Annotated in this window: 18 protein-coding genes; 5 read left to right on the top strand and 13 right to left on the bottom strand. The window is 59.3% G+C overall.

Annotated features, from left to right (window positions below; translation table 11 throughout):
• Positions 1-169: 169 nt before the first annotated feature.
• Positions 170-2,083, bottom strand: coding sequence for a DNA-directed DNA polymerase II small subunit (locus MHAR_RS01295; protein ID WP_014585828.1), 1,914 nt, complete (start codon positions 2,081-2,083; stop codon positions 170-172).
• Positions 2,084-2,188: 105 nt separating this feature from the next.
• On the opposite strand from MHAR_RS01295, the gene MHAR_RS01290 reads away from it, so the two are divergent.
• Complete coding sequence (locus MHAR_RS01290) at positions 2,189-2,965, top strand: S26 family signal peptidase (protein ID WP_014585827.1); 777 nt, start codon at positions 2,189-2,191, stop codon at positions 2,963-2,965.
• Positions 2,966-2,991: 26 nt separating this feature from the next.
• On the opposite strand, the gene MHAR_RS01285 is transcribed toward MHAR_RS01290, so the two are convergent.
• Positions 2,992-3,684 (bottom strand): fibrillarin-like rRNA/tRNA 2'-O-methyltransferase, encoded by a 693-nt coding sequence (locus tag MHAR_RS01285; protein ID WP_014585826.1) that lies wholly within the window; start codon positions 3,682-3,684, stop codon positions 2,992-2,994.
• A 124-nt stretch (positions 3,685-3,808) separates the two neighbouring features.
• Entirely contained in the window at positions 3,809-4,231 is a 423-nt protein-coding gene (gene nikR / locus MHAR_RS01280; protein WP_014585825.1) for a nickel-responsive transcriptional regulator NikR, read from the bottom strand.
• 175 nt (positions 4,232-4,406) lie between these two features.
• On the opposite strand from nikR, the gene MHAR_RS01275 reads away from it, so the two are divergent.
• The 4 genes from MHAR_RS01275 to MHAR_RS01260 all read left to right on the top strand — a co-directional run bounded on the left by MHAR_RS01275 (position 4,407) and on the right by MHAR_RS01260 (position 6,779).
• On the top strand, positions 4,407-4,970 hold the full coding sequence (locus MHAR_RS01275) for a hypothetical protein (RefSeq protein ID WP_014585824.1): 564 nt from the start codon (positions 4,407-4,409) through the stop codon (positions 4,968-4,970).
• Between the two features lie 18 nt (positions 4,971-4,988).
• Complete coding sequence (locus MHAR_RS01270) at positions 4,989-5,366, top strand: hypothetical protein (RefSeq protein ID WP_014585823.1); 378 nt, start codon at positions 4,989-4,991, stop codon at positions 5,364-5,366.
• Between the two features lie 54 nt (positions 5,367-5,420).
• Positions 5,421-6,188, top strand: coding sequence for a hypothetical protein (locus MHAR_RS01265; RefSeq protein ID WP_014585822.1), 768 nt, complete (start codon positions 5,421-5,423; stop codon positions 6,186-6,188).
• A 69-nt stretch (positions 6,189-6,257) separates the two neighbouring features.
• Positions 6,258-6,779 (top strand): GNAT family N-acetyltransferase, encoded by a 522-nt coding sequence (locus MHAR_RS01260; protein ID WP_014585821.1) that lies wholly within the window; start codon positions 6,258-6,260, stop codon positions 6,777-6,779.
• A 352-nt stretch (positions 6,780-7,131) separates the two neighbouring features.
• Here MHAR_RS01260 and MHAR_RS01255 read toward each other — a convergent pair whose 3' ends face one another.
• The 10 genes from MHAR_RS01255 to MHAR_RS01215 are packed head-to-tail and all read right to left on the bottom strand — an operon-like array spanning position 7,132 to position 14,533.
• Entirely contained in the window at positions 7,132-7,524 is a 393-nt protein-coding gene (locus tag MHAR_RS01255; protein WP_048144223.1) for a hypothetical protein, read from the bottom strand.
• Between the two features lie 13 nt (positions 7,525-7,537).
• Entirely contained in the window at positions 7,538-7,672 is a 135-nt protein-coding gene (locus tag MHAR_RS14010; protein WP_266335525.1) for a hypothetical protein, read from the bottom strand.
• A 41-nt stretch (positions 7,673-7,713) separates the two neighbouring features.
• Positions 7,714-8,133: a DUF61 family protein gene (locus MHAR_RS01250; protein ID WP_014585820.1), complete on the bottom strand. Its 420-nt coding sequence runs from the start codon at positions 8,131-8,133 to the stop codon at positions 7,714-7,716.
• 1 nt (position 8,134) lies between these two features.
• Entirely contained in the window at positions 8,135-8,521 is a 387-nt protein-coding gene (locus tag MHAR_RS01245) for a DUF22 domain-containing protein (protein ID WP_014585819.1), read from the bottom strand.
• Between the two features lie 9 nt (positions 8,522-8,530).
• Positions 8,531-9,190: a V-type ATP synthase subunit D gene (locus MHAR_RS01240; protein ID WP_014585818.1), complete on the bottom strand. Its 660-nt coding sequence runs from the start codon at positions 9,188-9,190 to the stop codon at positions 8,531-8,533.
• 35 nt (positions 9,191-9,225) lie between these two features.
• Complete coding sequence (locus MHAR_RS01235) at positions 9,226-10,620, bottom strand: V-type ATP synthase subunit B (protein ID WP_014585817.1); 1,395 nt, start codon at positions 10,618-10,620, stop codon at positions 9,226-9,228.
• A 5-nt stretch (positions 10,621-10,625) separates the two neighbouring features.
• Complete coding sequence (locus MHAR_RS01230; RefSeq protein ID WP_014585816.1) at positions 10,626-12,389, bottom strand: V-type ATP synthase subunit A; 1,764 nt, start codon at positions 12,387-12,389, stop codon at positions 10,626-10,628.
• A 13-nt stretch (positions 12,390-12,402) separates the two neighbouring features.
• Positions 12,403-12,720 (bottom strand): V-type ATP synthase subunit F, encoded by a 318-nt coding sequence (locus tag MHAR_RS01225; protein ID WP_048144739.1) that lies wholly within the window; start codon positions 12,718-12,720, stop codon positions 12,403-12,405.
• Between the two features lie 5 nt (positions 12,721-12,725).
• The gene (gene ahaC / locus MHAR_RS01220) at positions 12,726-13,901 is read right to left on the bottom strand and encodes an ATP synthase A1 subunit C (RefSeq protein ID WP_052300968.1); all 1,176 of its coding nucleotides are present in this window, start codon (positions 13,899-13,901) and stop codon (positions 12,726-12,728) included.
• Positions 13,898-14,533: a V-type ATP synthase subunit E gene (locus MHAR_RS01215; RefSeq protein WP_014585813.1), complete on the bottom strand. Its 636-nt coding sequence runs from the start codon at positions 14,531-14,533 to the stop codon at positions 13,898-13,900. The genes ahaC and MHAR_RS01215 overlap by 4 nt, the downstream gene beginning before the upstream one ends.
• Positions 14,534-14,541 lie beyond the last annotated feature (8 nt).

Raw genomic sequence — 14,541 nt, 5'->3', positions numbered from 1 at the left:
CCGCCATGATATATAAAAATATCTGCATTTCATTTCCTGTCTGCTCTAATCGAGAGCTGCCGCCTCAAGATCGTACCCCAAAGGAGATGAGAAAAACCAGGCCCGAAGGGATCGGATGCGGGCTCTATCGACGGATGCCGCCGGCCAAGACGGCATTCTCAGAAGAAGGCTACGCCGGCAGTGGTCCCTCCGATGACCGATCATCCCGGGGGGTTCGTGCGAATATCAGCCTCCTCGCCCGCATCGTCGATAGGTCGAGGTAGGGGACGATGGCGGGGGTGGGCTGGATGTTCATCTTCTTCTGGAAGTCGGTCTGGGACTGCCAGGTGCCGCTGTTGATGGCCGTCACCCCCTTGTAGCGGGCCATCCCGACGGTGTGGACGTGGCCTGAGTGGAGGACCGCCGGCGGCCTCCTTATGACCAGGAGGTCCTCCTCCTCGGGGGCTATGGAGACCCGGTTGCCGTATATGGGGGAGAGGTGCCTTCTCTTCAGCATCTCCACCATCGCCTTCTCCGGCTCGGCGTAGGAGAGCCCCGGGATCTTCAGGACCAGGTCGTCTATCGACCGGCCGTGGTATACGAGCCAGTCGACGCCTCCGAGGATGAAGGACGCCGGGTTTCCGACGAAGGTGACGTTCTTTTTGAAGAGGGGCCGCAGCCTCTCGGGGAGGGCGGGCTGGGGCTCCGCCTGCCTCACCACGTCGTGATTTCCCGGAGATAGGACGATCGAGATCCGGTCGGGGATCTCGGCCACCAGCTCCGCCGCCCTCTCGTACTGCTCCCAGATGTCCTTTATGGCCAGGTCCCCCTCCTGGCCGGGGTAGATCCCGATCCCGTCGACGAGGTCCCCGGCGATGACGGCGTACTTCACCTTCGATGCTATCCCCAGGGGGTCTTCCACCTCCCCGCGGATCCAGCCGATGAACCGATCCCAGGCATCCTCCATGAAGTAGGTGGACCCGACGTGGACGTCCGAGAGGAGGAGGGCGCCCCCCTCCCCGAAAGCAGCGGCGGATCGGGCCTGGAGGTCGGGGCGGAGGAGGGCCTTGGCGAAGAACCTCCCCTTCCCGTCCGTCGTCCCGGTGACCCCCACCACCTCGTCGGAGACGAGGGTCTCCACCTCCTCGGAGCCGGGAACCCCCTTCTGGAATATCGCCGTCACCATCCCCGTCGGGTCCTCCAGCTCCACCACCCTGTTCCCCTTGGCGCTCGTCCTCACCTCCATCACCATCCCTATGATGGAGATCTCCCTCCCCGCCAGGTCCCCCCGCCCGAGGCTCTCGATCGGCCTTGCGTTCAGCCTCCCCGCGAGGATCTCCCGGATCCGAGAGTACCGGTCCCGGAAGTACCTGACGAAGTCCTGGTACTCCCCGACGCAGGTGGACCTCCCGGTGATGTCCCTGAGGGCCTCGAGGGGGGCTGGAGGGCCGGGAAGGCGGAGCTCCTCAGGAGCTGCGGAGCCGGGGACGGGACCGGGACCGATGACTTGCGAGCCCTCGGTTCCAGAGGGGATCGGGCTCGATCTCCTCAACACCCCCGACCCTCCTTCCGGCCCCGGATTGGGGGCATCCTTCAGTCCAAAGGAGCCGCCACCCGTCTCCGTGGCGGGTAGATTCAGAGAGCCCCCCCCGCCTCTGAGGGGAGGGGGGGAGAGCTCCACCACCGGGGCCGATGCCGGATGAGATGCCTTTTGAGGGGTGGTGAGCTCCGAAGGGGGGGACGGCGGAGCACCGACGGCTCCGGCCGTCGCGAAGGCTCCAGCAAGCAGATCCCCGCCCCCCCTCAGAGACGGGGGGGAGGGGGGAATTTCTCTGGAGAAGGGCGGCGAAGCCTCCGGGAGAGATCCACCGCCCCTCGAAGGGGCCGGGGTCTTGGGGAGGGACCCCGCCCCCCCGACGTCATCGGTCCATCGGGTCCACCGCTCGACGTCGGGGGCTCCCACCACCAGGGTGGTGGGGTCGAGCCCCCGGATCACCCCCTCCACCAGCTCGTCCCTGGGGCCGGGGTAGGAGGCTATCAGCGCCAGGGCCTCCGGATCTATCATGTACCCCTCCTCGGCGAACCTCTTAACGATCTCCCGCATCAGAGGTCCATATCTTCGGAGCCCTTAGATAAAGGGTCCTCTCCGCCCCAAAAGGAGGTACGACCGAAAACGGTTATATCGTTAGGGCGCCGATATGGCAGCCCGATGAAACTTCTAGAGTGGCTCAAGGGAGAGGGGCAGGTCCAGGGCTTCATCCGGGATCTGATATTCGTCGCCGCGGTGGTGGGCGGCATATCGATATTATCTCAGGTGACCCTGGGGGTCTGGACCCCCATGGTGGCGGTGGAGTCGGGGAGCATGTACCCCAACATGAAGGTCGGGGACATCATTGTGATCCAGGGGGCCTCCAGGACCGAGGTCATCCCCTGGGATGAGGGAGAGGCCGAGAACTACACCACCTTCAACAACCCCGGAAACGTCATCCTCTACCGGCCCTACGGCAAGGATAAGCTGACCCTGGCCGACCAGGCGGCTCACGTCCTCCTCCGGCGCCCCTACCCCCCCGACAAGGCCACCCCCGTCATCCACCGGGCGATGCGATGGGTCGACGAGGGGGAGCCGATGTGGGAGGGGGGCCCCGCCGCCCCCTTCGCCGGCTATATCACCAAGGGGGACAACAACTCCGAGATCGACCAGAACGCAGGCCAGCTCCTCGGCGTCGTCAAGGAGAGCTACTTCAACGACCAGATGGCGAAGGGGTTGATCGAGGAGGTGGGGAACGGCACCTACCTCGACCATGAGTTCGGCTACGTCTTCGTGAGGAGGGGGGGCGAGACCTACGTCATCTTCGGGATAAACTACCTGATGCCGGTCCACGAGGACTGGGTCATCGGGGTCGCGCGGTTCAGGATCCCGGTCGTCGGATACGTGAGGCTCCTGCCGAACATCATCGGAAATGAGATGAGAGAGCTTCTCAGCTGAAAAACCCCGGGGTGCGGAAGGTCCCCCTATGGGACCTCCGACCTCTTCCTCGCCACCACCGCCCAGTGATCCTGGTGGTAGGGGCGGAGGTCGGTGACGGAGACGACCTCGACCCCCTCCAGCCGCGCCACCTCCCCCTTCGCCACCTCCTTCGGATCCGCCGTCACGTCGACGGACCTCGCCTTGATCATCAGGACGAGGGCGCCTCCAGGCTTCAGGTAGCGTCCGACGTTGAGGTTTGCGATCTCCGCCTGGTTCCTCTGGGCTAAGTCCTGATATACCAGGTCCACGGGCTCGAGGAGAGGGGCGTACCTCTCGGGGTGGAAGGCGTCCTCGATTATCGGCACGATGTTATCGCGGCCCTGGCAGAGCCCCAGGAGGTCCCGGATCGCCCTCGGAGATAGCTCTACGGCGTAGACGAGGCCGTCGGGAACGAGGTCGCTGACGTGGCTTGCCGTCGTCCCGGTGGCGGCGCCCAGGTATAAGACCGCCGATCCTGGGGAGAGGTTCAGATCTCGGACGAAGCCGGCGAGCCCCCCCGCCAGCAGGCTCTTGTTTAGGAGGGCGGCGAGCTTGCTCCGGTGGGGGTCCCATATCCGGAGGCCATCGACGATCCTCTCGCCGTAAACGGGGACGGGGACCTTCGGCCGGGTCGCTATCCGCGCCTCGCCGAAGAGGTCGAGGACGAGGATTCCGGAGAGGTCCTCCCTGACCATCATCTGCGAGCCCCCCTTCTTTCTATCCGCCCCTCCGCCGGGGAGGATCCATAGCGCCCGGTTCTCCCGTTGACCGGGGTGGATAGATCCCGGCCGATCTCCCTCCGGGCCGCTATCGCCGGGCGGCTCACAGCTCAGCGCCGAGGGAGGTGGTCGTCAGCTTCACGTGCTTTACGCCCTTGAGGGCCATCATCTTCTCCGCCGCCTTCCGGACCTCCTGCCCCTCCCCCCGGAGGGTGACGATCTCCAGGCAGTTGTCGTGGTCGAGATGGACGTGGAGGGTCGACTGGATGATGTCGGTGAACTCGTGCTGGATGTTCGTCAGGGCGTCGACGAGCCCTCGCTGGTGGTGGGAGTAGACCATGGTGATCACCCCGACCCGGTCTCCCTTGACGTCGCTCATCCACTCGTAGTGGACTATGTAGTTTCTTATGGCGTCCCTGATCCCCTCGGACCGGGAGGAGTAGCCCCTCTGCTCGATGATCCCGTCGAACCTGGTCAGGAGCGATTCCGGAAGAGAGACCCCAATCCTCATGAGTTCCTGTTCCATAATTGTATTCCCTCTGGGAGGAGATTATAGTCATATATAGTAATAAATCTATTGGAAGCAATTCTGAATAAATAGAAAAAAGGGGCGATCGGAGGAGAGAGGGGCTGGCGGGACCTGGAGAGGCCGGAGGCGAGGGGTAAAGCTTTAGACGACCCGGAAAATAGGTCCCTCTAGCATGCCAGATATTGCGATCATCGGCGAGAAGACCTTCCTCTTCGAGAAGCTCCTGGCGGAGGCGGGGAGGGAGCACCAGTTCGTAAAGCCCGAGGTCCTGGGAAGCCCCTTCCTACCCCGGTTCAGGGTTCTCGTCATCCCCACGGGCTTTGCTAACCCAGAGTACTCGAAGGCCCTCTCCTCCCTCCGGGCCGCGAGGTCCAGGATCGCGGATTTTCTGGAGAAGGGCGGCATCGTCACCGTCTTCGGCCCCCTGGTCCCCGACCACGACTACGACTGGCTTCCCATCCCCCTCCGGTACGTCGGCGAATACGAAAATTGGGAGCTCGTCCCGGCAGCCGACCACCCCTCCTCAAGCCTATTTGGGGCGAAGTCCGCCGACTGCGACGGCTACCTCATCCCCGGCGAGGGGTTTGAGACGATTCTGAAGGACGCCAAGGGGAGGCCCGTCCTCGTCCTCGGGAAGGTAGGCCGCGGGAAGGTCGTCGCCACCACCATCCACGAGTTCCCCTCGCTGGAGTACCTCTGCTGGGCGGCCGGGGAGGGAGAGCCCGCGAAGCTCTGACGAGGTCGGAGGGACGATATGGAGCGGAGAGAGGAAGGCGGAGATGAGGGCGGGAGAGAGGTCGGAGATGAGCTCGCCGAGGCCGAGCCGTCCGAAGAGGATCTCTATCAGGTCGACGAGGACGAGATCGCCCGAGAGATGGAGGCCCTGGGGTCGCGGAAGAGGAGCCGGCATCGCGAGGAGATCGAGGCCGCCCTCAGGGCCGCCCTGGATCGGGGAGAGGCTGGCGGGGGCGCCCTCATCCTCCTCAACCTCGACAGCGGCGACTGTCTATCCTTCGACGGCTACCCCGAGGCCCTGGAGCACATGAAAAAGCATAAGGGCAGGTGGTACCTGGCGCCGAGGGGGATCGACCGGAAGGCCATCGGCAACATCAGAAACGCCGTCGATGGGTGACCTTGCGCCACCCATAGCAAAACAATTTTCTTTCCAGGATGATAAGAAGATTCCATGAGATCCTTCGTCCTCTCCCCAGCAGCAGGAAAGCGCCTTATAGCAAAGGCCCTCGCGACCCACCCCGCCGTCGAGGCGGCCCTGAAATCGGGAACCGTCGTCATCATCGCCGGGACGACCAACGGCTACGTCGCCGAGGAGATCCTGGCGAAGATCGGCCAGGTCGAGGGCTTCTCGAAGGAGAGGTTCTTCCGCGGCGTCACCCTCCCGCCGTGGATGCCGACAAACGACGCGGGGATGCTCCATGACATGTCCGAGTTTCCCGGCGACGTCGTCATCAAAAAGGGGATCTGGCAGCGGGGGAAGACGATCCTCAACGCCGTCGACGACCTGGAGGAGGGGGACGTCATCCTGAAGGGGGCGAACGCCCTCGACCCGTGGTCCAACAGAGCCGCCGTCCTCATCGGCCACCCCCGGGGCGGCACCATCGGCCTTGCGATCCAGGCGGTCGTCGGGCGGCGCGTCCGGCTAATCATTCCCGTCGGCCTAGAGAAGCGGATTTTTGGCGACCTCGACGATCTGGCAAACAAGCTGAACGCCCCCGGCGCCGAGGGGCCTCGGCTTCTGCCGGTCCCCGGCGAGGTATTCACCGAGATCGAGGCGATCGCTCTCCTCTCGGGGGCTAGGGCGGAGCTCGCGGCCGCCGGGGGCGTCTCCGGCGCCGAGGGGTCCATCTGGCTCGCCGTCGACGGGTCCGAGGAGGAGATGGAGAAGGCTGAGGAGCTGCTGGGATCCGTGGCCGCGGAGCCGGCATTTGAGCTTTGAGGCGACGGCATGGCCGAGTTCGGCTGAAGGATAGAGGATTCTCAATAACCAACCGTCCAGGTGAATTAAATGATCATCATCCGAGAAGAGAGGCCCGAGGACGTCGAGGCGATCAGGCAAATCAACCTGGCGGCCTTCAACCAGCCGGCCGAGGCCGAAGTCGTCGACAGGCTCCGGGAGAGCTGTAGAGACCTTCTATCCCTGGTGGCGGAGGAAGGAGGAGAGGTGGTGGGGCACATCCTCTTCAGCCCCGCCTCCATCGGGGGAGAAGGGGCGACGCCTCCCTTGGCGGGCATGGGGCTTGCGCCTATGGCGGTCCTCCCGGAGCGGCAGGGGCAGGGGATCGGGTCGCTTCTTATCCACAACGGGATAAAGATGCTGAGGGAGAGGGGCTGCCCCTACATCATCGTCCTCGGCTACCCGGAGTACTACCCCCGCTTCGGCTTTGAGAGGGCGTCCAGGTTTGGGATCCACAGCCAGTGGTCGGAGGTCCCCGACGAGGCCTTCATGATCCTGATCCTCAACAAGACGGCGATCGTCGGCGCCTCCGGCGTAGCCAGCTACCGAAGAGAGTTCGACGAGGCGGTGTAAAAGTATGAAGAGGCGCTGAGGCAGGGCTTCCCGCGCCTCAGCGCCGAATTTGGGTAGAGGTTGGTTAGCATGAACGGGTCCATCATCTCAGGTTCTTCTTTCTTAGAAATAATGCCCCCCATATAAGGCCTATAACGACCGTTGCTGCAAAAGCCAGAGCGCTTAATAATATGCGATCGTTTATGTATAAAATGTAGCTCATTATTAAGCCCGCTATGCCGAACATAATCATATTTTCATCGCGCTTCATTTTCATCCGACCGCCCCGCGCACCCAATGTATCATTGAAATTCTACTTGCTGGAACGTAACTGCTCGATCGCTCCTTCGATGAGCTGCCACAGAAGCAAGAATCACCGCTTCTGGACATCCTCCCTCGTCCTCCGCCGCGATTTGAGGGAGAGGTCGCGACCGGCCGCCGTGGAGAGCCTTCTCCACTCCACTAGGTGATGAACCTCGTCAATGATCCTGTCCAAATGCTGTTCTTCTACCTCAGGAGCAAGCTCGCCAGAGTCGAGCTTTTCCAGGAATTCACCTAGCTTCCTCCTGACGATGAATGCCTCGGCATCATCCCTATACCTCGAACAGATCTCGTCCAACTTTTGCATGGAGCTGTTCAAAGACCCCCGATATATGTCGTGAACCCCAGTCGCCTGAATCTTGATCTTCGCCTCCGCCATCGCCTCTCTTGCCCTCTTCAGAAGCGACTCAACATCCTGAAAGAGATAACCGCTCGCCTCGACCATAGCATCTCACCGCCTAGCTCAATCCGAAGTAGCGGATCGCAAGATAGACCATGTAGACGCCACCGATGAAGAGCGAGATCGTAGCACATATCGAGGCGATCCACATGATGAAATAGATCTTGACCCTAACGTCCTTCTTATTCAACATCCTTTCAAGATAATAATCTTCATGCACGGATCACGCCTCCTTCATACCGTGGAAATGATGAATGCGTACTGAGTTGCCGAGGGCAGCTCGCGTCTCAGCCTCCTTATATCGGGCCTGAATATCACCATCTCGTCCGTGGTCTTCCGCTCCTCCTTGAGGATCTCCTGGACGATGTCGCAGTATACCCGCCCTCTTATCCTGGCGGCAGAGCGGCCGTAATCAGGAGCCATTTCGATCAGGATGGGGAGCTTCAACTTATCGGCCTCCTTTCCCCACTTCAATCTCGATATCCTCTCAATCGTTTCGAGCTCCTCCCTCCTTATCCTGTGGGTGGATCCGTCCCGACAGACGATTCTCGGTTTCTCCTCCCCCAAGAGCTCTCTGAGGGTCTTTCGCTCCACTGGAAGGTGATCGTTCAGGGATCTGACCAGCTTTGCGAAGACCCTCGATTCCGGGTCCATCTCACCTCCTTATTTGCGGGATTATGGGGATGAGCATCATGACGCCCAACAGCTCCTCTCTTTTGACCGATCCGTCCACCCCTGCCACAAATAGCGCATGATCTGCCGAGCGGTCGAGTTCGACGGGCATCGCTATCTCCTCGCCGATGCTTATAACCTGGCCTATCCCATGCCTCCCGTAAGGGCTTATAAGCAGGATGGTATTTCGGGGGATCGCCACTTTCTTTATCTTCACAGGCTTTGCGTCCCCCGACCTGAACTTTTTATCCTCCTCGGCGATCAGATAGTCGATATGGCAAGTCCCTTGGAGAGCGAAGTCGAAAGGCACCCTCTTCTGCTCGTCGATCTCCTCTATTATCTTCTTCACTCTGTGGGTAATGACTGGCATCTCCTCACCTCAGGCCGCCTCAGCCCCTTCCTCACCGGCCTCGATGGCAGCCTTGATCTTCTTGAGACGGGTGAAGTTCTCCCTTTCCATCTCGGCAAGCCTCATCCTGATGTGAATCGCCGTGGCTTTGAGGCGGGGTATGACGATGTACTCCAGAGCGTTGACCCTCCGTTTCGTCTTGATCACCTCGCTAGCCAAGCTCTGGACGCTCTGTTGCACCTCGGCCAGTTTTATCACTTCACCGATCGCCTCCTCGAAGTTTCTGGATGCATCATCCAGCTTTGAAGAGGTATCTGCAAAGCCGTATCCCCTATCTACCATGCTTCTCTTGACATCCTCGATGACGATCATCGGAACTTTCACGCCCATGATGTTCATCGTGTCCACATCGATCTTTATCTCCTGGCCTGTGACCTGAGAGATCTGCCATACGGCGTCGGAACCCATCACCGCCTGAGCCATCAGCAGATCCTTGAAAGCCGCCTCAAGCTTCTCATTAGTACTGTCACGCGACTCTTGGACCCTCTGAACCACATCCAAGAACTCGGAGACCAGAGCATCCCGCTTCTCTTTCAAGAGTTTATGTCCCTTTTCGGCGAGCTTTATTCTCCGCCCTAGCTTCAAGAGCTCCATTCTGGTGGGGCTTATCCCCTCGATGATCTCTGCCATTTGATCGAACCTCCATCTTAGAGAGCCGGGCGGGTCTAAGCGGTTCTGTACTTCGGGTGATATTTCTTGATGTACTTCTCGTCGATCCTCTTGAGCTCACCCTCAGGCAGATCTGTCAACAGCTCCCACCCAAGATCGAGGGTTTGCTCGATGGTCCTGTCCTCATCCCTTTCCTGGGTAACGTACTCCTTCTCGAAGCGATCTGCGAACTTGAGATAAAGCCGGTCTCGGGTTGAGAGAGCCTCTTCTCCAACCACCGCTACAAGATCTCGCATATCGCGCCCCTCAGCATAACCAGCATAGAGCTGGTTGGATACTCCAGAGTGGTCATCCCGCGTCCTCTCCGCGCCGATCCCCTCGTTCATCAGCCTTGAGAGGCTTGGCAGAATGTCAACGGGCGGGTAGATCCCCCTTCGGTGCATCTCTCGGCTCAGAACGAACTGCCCCTCTGTGATGTAGCCGGTCAGATCAGGTATAGGATGGGTGATGTCGTCATCAGGCATGCTGAGTATTGGGACCTGCGTGATCGAACCTTTGGCACCTCTAACTCTGCCTGCACGCTCGTAGAGGGTCGCAAGATCGGTATACATGTAGCCAGGATATCCCCTTCTTCCAGGAACCTCCTCTCTAGCGGCAGATATCTCTCGCAGCGCCTCACAGTAGTTCGTCATATCCGTCAACACCACCAAGATATGCATGTCACAGGTGTAGGCGAGATACTCGGCCGCGGTGAGAGCCATCCGCGGGGTGATGATCCTCTCGATGGCGGGATCGTCTGCGAGGTTGATGAAGGCCACTATCCTCTCCAGGGCGCCGGTCCTCTCGAAATCCCTCATAAAGAAGCTCGCCTCTTCGTGAGTGATCCCCATGGCCGCAAAGACCACCGAAAAGGGCTCCTCTGTGCCACGAACTTTGGCCTGTCGCGCTATCTGTGCTGCAAGATCGTTGTGCGGCAATCCGGCGCCGGACATGATGGGAAGCTTTTGGCCGCGTACCAGAGTGTTGTTTCCATCGATCGTCGAGATCCCCGTCTGGATGAACTCGTTGGGAAACGCCCTGGCGGTGGGGTTGATGGAAGCGCCTGCTATGTCGAGATACTCCTCAGCGATGATCTCGGGGCCGCCGTCTATCGGCCTTCCGAGGCCGTCGAAAATTCTGCCCATCATGTCCATCGAGACCGGCATCCTCATGATGTCGCCTGTGAACCTCACCTTTGTCGATAGCGTATCGATCCCGCTGGTCCCCTCGAAGACCTGAACTACAGCGACACCCTTTCGGGATTCCAGCACCTGGCCCCGCTTGGTGCCGCCGTCGGGCAGGACCACGTCCACGATCTCACCATAGGCCACCCCCTCAACGCCTTCTACCACCATGAGGGGGCCTGCCACCTCTCTTACGGTCGTATATTCACGAGTTGTGGTTTTTGACATCTGATCTACCCCTCCAGTGCAGAGAACTGGCTCTCTATGGCCTTGAGCATCGATTCGTACCGCCCTGGAAATTCCGTATTGTGCACGTACTTCATCCTGGCGATCTCATCTTTCACCTGGATGGTCTCGATCTTCGCGATAGACGCTCCCGCATCCATCGCCTTAAGCGCCCTGTCGTAGAAGGCCAGGATCGTCCTCGCCATCATCAGCTGCTTCTCCTTGGAGCAGTAGGAGTCTATCTCGTGGTAGGCGTTCTGCTGAAGGTAATCCTCCCTCACCATCCTGGAGACCTCAAGAACCAGACGCTCCTTCTCTGGCAACGCGTCCGCGCCAACAAGCTGGACGATCTCCTGGAGCTCGGCCTCCTTCTGGAGGAGGACCATCATATCAGTCCGAACTTCGTAGAAGTCTTCTGAGACGTTCTTTTTGTACCAATCTCCGAGCACGTCTAGGTAAAGAGAGTAGCTTCTAAGCCAGTTAATGGCCGGGAAGTGCCTCCTGTCTGCCAGGGTCGAGTCGAGGGCCCAGAAGACGCTGACGACGCGGAGCGTGTTCTGCGAGACCGGCTCTGAAAGATCGCCCCCCGGCGGAGAGACAGCTCCCACCAGGGAGACCGAACCCAACCTCTCCTCTCCGGATCCGAGGGTTATCACACGTCCGCTCCTCTCGTAGTAATCGGCCACTCTGGATGCAAGATATGCAGGGTATCCCTCTTCTCCCGGCATCTCCTCGAGCCTTCCCGAAACCTCCCTCATCGCCTCTGCCCATCGGGACGTCGAATCCGCCATCACCGCCACGTCGTAACCCATATCACGATAGAACTCAGCTAGGGTCACCCCGGTGTAGACCGACGCCTCCCTCGCGGCGACCGGCATATTGGAGGTGTTGGCGATGAGAGTCGACCGCTCCATCAGCTTTTCGCCGGTGGTGGGATCGTCGAGAAGGGGGAAGGTGTCCAGAACCTCGGTCATCTCGTTTCCGCGCTCACCACATCCTACATACACGACCACCTGAGAATCAGCCCATTTGGCGAGCTGATGCTGGGATACCGTCTTGCCGGTGCCAAACCCGCCAGGAATGGCCGCAGATCCTCCCTTAGCCAGCGGGAAGAAGGTGTCATAAATCCGCTGGCCTGTGAGCAGGGGCACGAAGGGATCCAGCTTCCTTTTATAAGGTCTCGGAACCCTTACGGGCCACCGGTGCGACATGGTGAGGTTCGCCTCTTTTCCGTCCTCTTTGGTAAGGGTTGCGACGGAGTCGGTGACGTGGAGCTTTCCCTCTCGTACTTTTGTCAGCTTTCCCCTAATCCCTGGGGGGACGAGAACTCTATGCGTGATGACTTTTGTCTCCGGCACCGTGCCTAGAACGTCCCCCGTCTCAACGGAAGAGCCTTCAGCGGCAACGGGTGTGTAATCCCAGACAGTTTCGGGATTAAGGGGGGGTACGGTCAGCCCCCGGGTGATGTAATCTCCAGCCGCCTCCCTCAGCCCCTCAAGAGGCCTCTGAATCCCGTCGTAGAAGTTCTTCAGGATCCCCGGGCCGAGGTCCGCCGTCAGTGGCGACCCCGTCGTCTCCACCGGTTCGCCCGGTTTCAACCCCTCGGTGGCCTCATAGACCTGGATATAGGCGCGATCGCCATCAAGCCGAATGGTCTCGCCCATCAGCCCAATATCCCCAACCTTGACCACTTCGTACATGACGCAGCCTTTTACGTCTTCGGCGACTACGAGAGGTCCAGAAATTTTATAAATGCGTCCTGTAATGCTCAAACAATATCCCTCCTTAAATCTCAACTCCTATGGCGCTCTTGATTAGAGCCTTCAGTGGATCGACCTCACGAACGATAGGGCCATTTTTGTCCGAAATCTCCACCAGAATCGGTGTGACAGCCTTCTTGCCCTTGGTTATCTCATCTATGGCCGAACGGTTTGCATCCGCCAACCGCTCTGTTATAGCAATGACCCCAACCGTTTCATCGCCGATCAGCTCCGCAAGAATGACCTCGATCGGCTCCTCGACTCTGACCACATACGACCTGGTCACTCCTCCAAGCCTGAAGCCGCTCACAGTATCCGAGTCGCCGATAACGGCTATCTTCATCGAACTCAAGTACCCACCTTCATAATGAGATTGCGTATTTCGTCAGGAGAGAGGCCCGCCTCTATTCCTCTGGCAAGAGTTCTGACGTTCCGGATCTCCATCTCCTTCATGGAGAGATAGCCGATGGCGGGACCGATTCCGAAAGGCTGTGTGATTGAGATGTTCTTGCCGACCCTCACCAGGTAACCGTCCAGAGCGAGCTCTATCGGCAGCACCGATCCTGTAGATTCGTATTCTGGAACTGCCCCCAGCACAGGCTGGTAGTACTTGGTCCCCTCTAGCGCTGCCACGACGTTGTCGACCGTATCCATTTCGAGGATGCTCTTGATCAAGCTCTCCTGGAGACCTCCCCCCTTCACCAGATAGCCCTCTATGCTACCTGCTGTCAATCCGTCCTTCTTCGCCCTGAACAAGAACTTCAGGTTAACAACGTCTATGTTGGTGGCCAGATAATTCTTCAGGGCGAGAAGGTTCTCGTCGAGGGGCTTGCTCGTCATATCCTTCCAGGCATCTTCATAAAGGATGTTATCGAGTCTTGCTTCGAGAACTGTGAGGTTTCTGGTCTGATCGAAGAGCTGAAGAGATTCGGCCAAGCGGGAATAAGGGGTGCCATCTAGGTTGGAGACCAGCTCTTCCAAGCTTCTGGCCTCGGCCAATTCGCCGATCTTTGAAGGGGCCAGCTCGCCCACCGGGACGAGATCGGCCCGAATCTCGTCGGGTGATCTTTCGGCATAAACCCCTCGGAGGATCAGCTTGATATTGTAGATGTCCCACTTTCTGAGGAGGACGGCCAATACCGCCTTCAAGTCCATGGGCACCATGGTGGCCACTTCTCTGTACGAATCGGCGGTATGTCTATTCAGCGCCCTCTCGATAGCCTCTGAACGCTCCTCCATCATCTCATGCAGGTACGGTGAGTAATCCGTAGGCTCCAGAGCTGCCACGACCTCTGCCAGAGAAGACGCCTCGATCATCTCCTTGAGCTTCTCCTCCGGGATGATTCTGCTCGACATCACCTGGATTCGAGAATTCGAGTAGGCGTAGTTTGCTATCTCGATCACCCGAAGGAGGATCGGCACAAGGATGATGAGCCCGACAACCAGAGCCAAAGCCAGAGCTACAGCGAATAGGGGCACAAATGAAGGAAAGCCGAGGCTTGCAGCCAACTCTTCCAGCGTCACGATGCTCCCCCGAAGAGTATCTCAGCTACCTTGAACCTCAGCTCGCTCCCGATCCTGCTGATTCTGGACTCGATGGTGTTATCGGCCTCAATTTTGCCGCTCTTGCTCCGAACTACGGCTCCACCGATGGTGGTTATGACCTCCTCAGACAGTTCAAGGGCGGTATCCTTGCCCGTCGCCTTTGAGATCTCTTCGGCAAGATCGGCCAGGGCCTTCTCGGAGAGGAGGGCTCTGTCCCTTTCCCTCACCAGCACTTCGAGAGGTCCGCCCCCCACCACAACCCCCGATTCCACAATCATTTTTTTCAGAACGTCGCCGTATTCTGAAGTATCCGCCAATCTCTTTAGCCTTGCCTCAGCGTCCACGAAGGCCTTCTTTATGAGATCCTCCTTCACATCGAATATCTTTCGCTTGACCTGCATCTTCGCGTCTGCCAGTATCCTCTGATATTCCCTCTCTGCCTGTTGTTGCCCCTTTCCCAGTATCACTGATTTCTTCGCTTGTGCCTTCTTCTCGGACTCTCCTCGTATATCATCAGCATCTTTCCGGGCTTGCTGAAGGATCAATTCAACCTGGGCGTCTGTGATCCTGACAATCTCATGAACGATCTTATCGGCCCCTTCAGAACCCATGATACATC

It is taken from the genome of Methanothrix harundinacea 6Ac, assembly GCF_000235565.1.
GTDB classification, from domain to species: domain Archaea; phylum Halobacteriota; class Methanosarcinia; order Methanotrichales; family Methanotrichaceae; genus Methanocrinis; species Methanocrinis harundinaceus.
Note: the sequence above shows the minus strand (reverse complement) of the source record. Positions and strands in the feature narration are given on the sequence as shown.

Excerpts from the sequence above, each read along its gene's own strand:
- MHAR_RS01260 (WP_014585821.1), top strand. The coding sequence starts at position 6,258 with ATGATCATCATCCGAGAAGAGAGGCCCGAGGACGTCGAGGCGATCAGG.
- MHAR_RS01265 (WP_014585822.1), top strand. The coding sequence starts at position 5,421 with ATGAGATCCTTCGTCCTCTCCCCAGCAGCAGGAAAGCGCCTTATAGCA.
- MHAR_RS01245 (WP_014585819.1), bottom strand. The coding sequence starts at position 8,521 with ATGCCAGTCATTACCCACAGAGTGAAGAAGATAATAGAGGAGATCGAC.
- MHAR_RS01215 (WP_014585813.1), bottom strand. The coding sequence starts at position 14,533 with ATGGGTTCTGAAGGGGCCGATAAGATCGTTCATGAGATTGTCAGGATC.
- MHAR_RS01235 (WP_014585817.1), bottom strand. The coding sequence starts at position 10,620 with ATGTCAAAAACCACAACTCGTGAATATACGACCGTAAGAGAGGTGGCA.
- MHAR_RS01240 (WP_014585818.1), bottom strand. The coding sequence starts at position 9,190 with ATGGCAGAGATCATCGAGGGGATAAGCCCCACCAGAATGGAGCTCTTG.
- MHAR_RS01275 (WP_014585824.1), top strand. The coding sequence starts at position 4,407 with ATGCCAGATATTGCGATCATCGGCGAGAAGACCTTCCTCTTCGAGAAG.
- MHAR_RS01255 (WP_048144223.1), bottom strand. The coding sequence starts at position 7,524 with ATGGTCGAGGCGAGCGGTTATCTCTTTCAGGATGTTGAGTCGCTTCTG.
- MHAR_RS01250 (WP_014585820.1), bottom strand. The coding sequence starts at position 8,133 with ATGGACCCGGAATCGAGGGTCTTCGCAAAGCTGGTCAGATCCCTGAAC.
- MHAR_RS01270 (WP_014585823.1), top strand. The coding sequence starts at position 4,989 with ATGGAGCGGAGAGAGGAAGGCGGAGATGAGGGCGGGAGAGAGGTCGGA.
- MHAR_RS01225 (WP_048144739.1), bottom strand. The coding sequence starts at position 12,720 with ATGAAGATAGCCGTTATCGGCGACTCGGATACTGTGAGCGGCTTCAGG.
- nikR (WP_014585825.1), bottom strand. The coding sequence starts at position 4,231 with ATGGAACAGGAACTCATGAGGATTGGGGTCTCTCTTCCGGAATCGCTC.
- MHAR_RS14010 (WP_266335525.1), bottom strand. The coding sequence starts at position 7,672 with ATGTTGAATAAGAAGGACGTTAGGGTCAAGATCTATTTCATCATGTGG.
- MHAR_RS01285 (WP_014585826.1), bottom strand. The coding sequence starts at position 3,684 with ATGATGGTCAGGGAGGACCTCTCCGGAATCCTCGTCCTCGACCTCTTC.
- MHAR_RS01290 (WP_014585827.1), top strand. The coding sequence starts at position 2,189 with ATGAAACTTCTAGAGTGGCTCAAGGGAGAGGGGCAGGTCCAGGGCTTC.
- MHAR_RS01295 (WP_014585828.1), bottom strand. The coding sequence starts at position 2,083 with ATGCGGGAGATCGTTAAGAGGTTCGCCGAGGAGGGGTACATGATAGAT.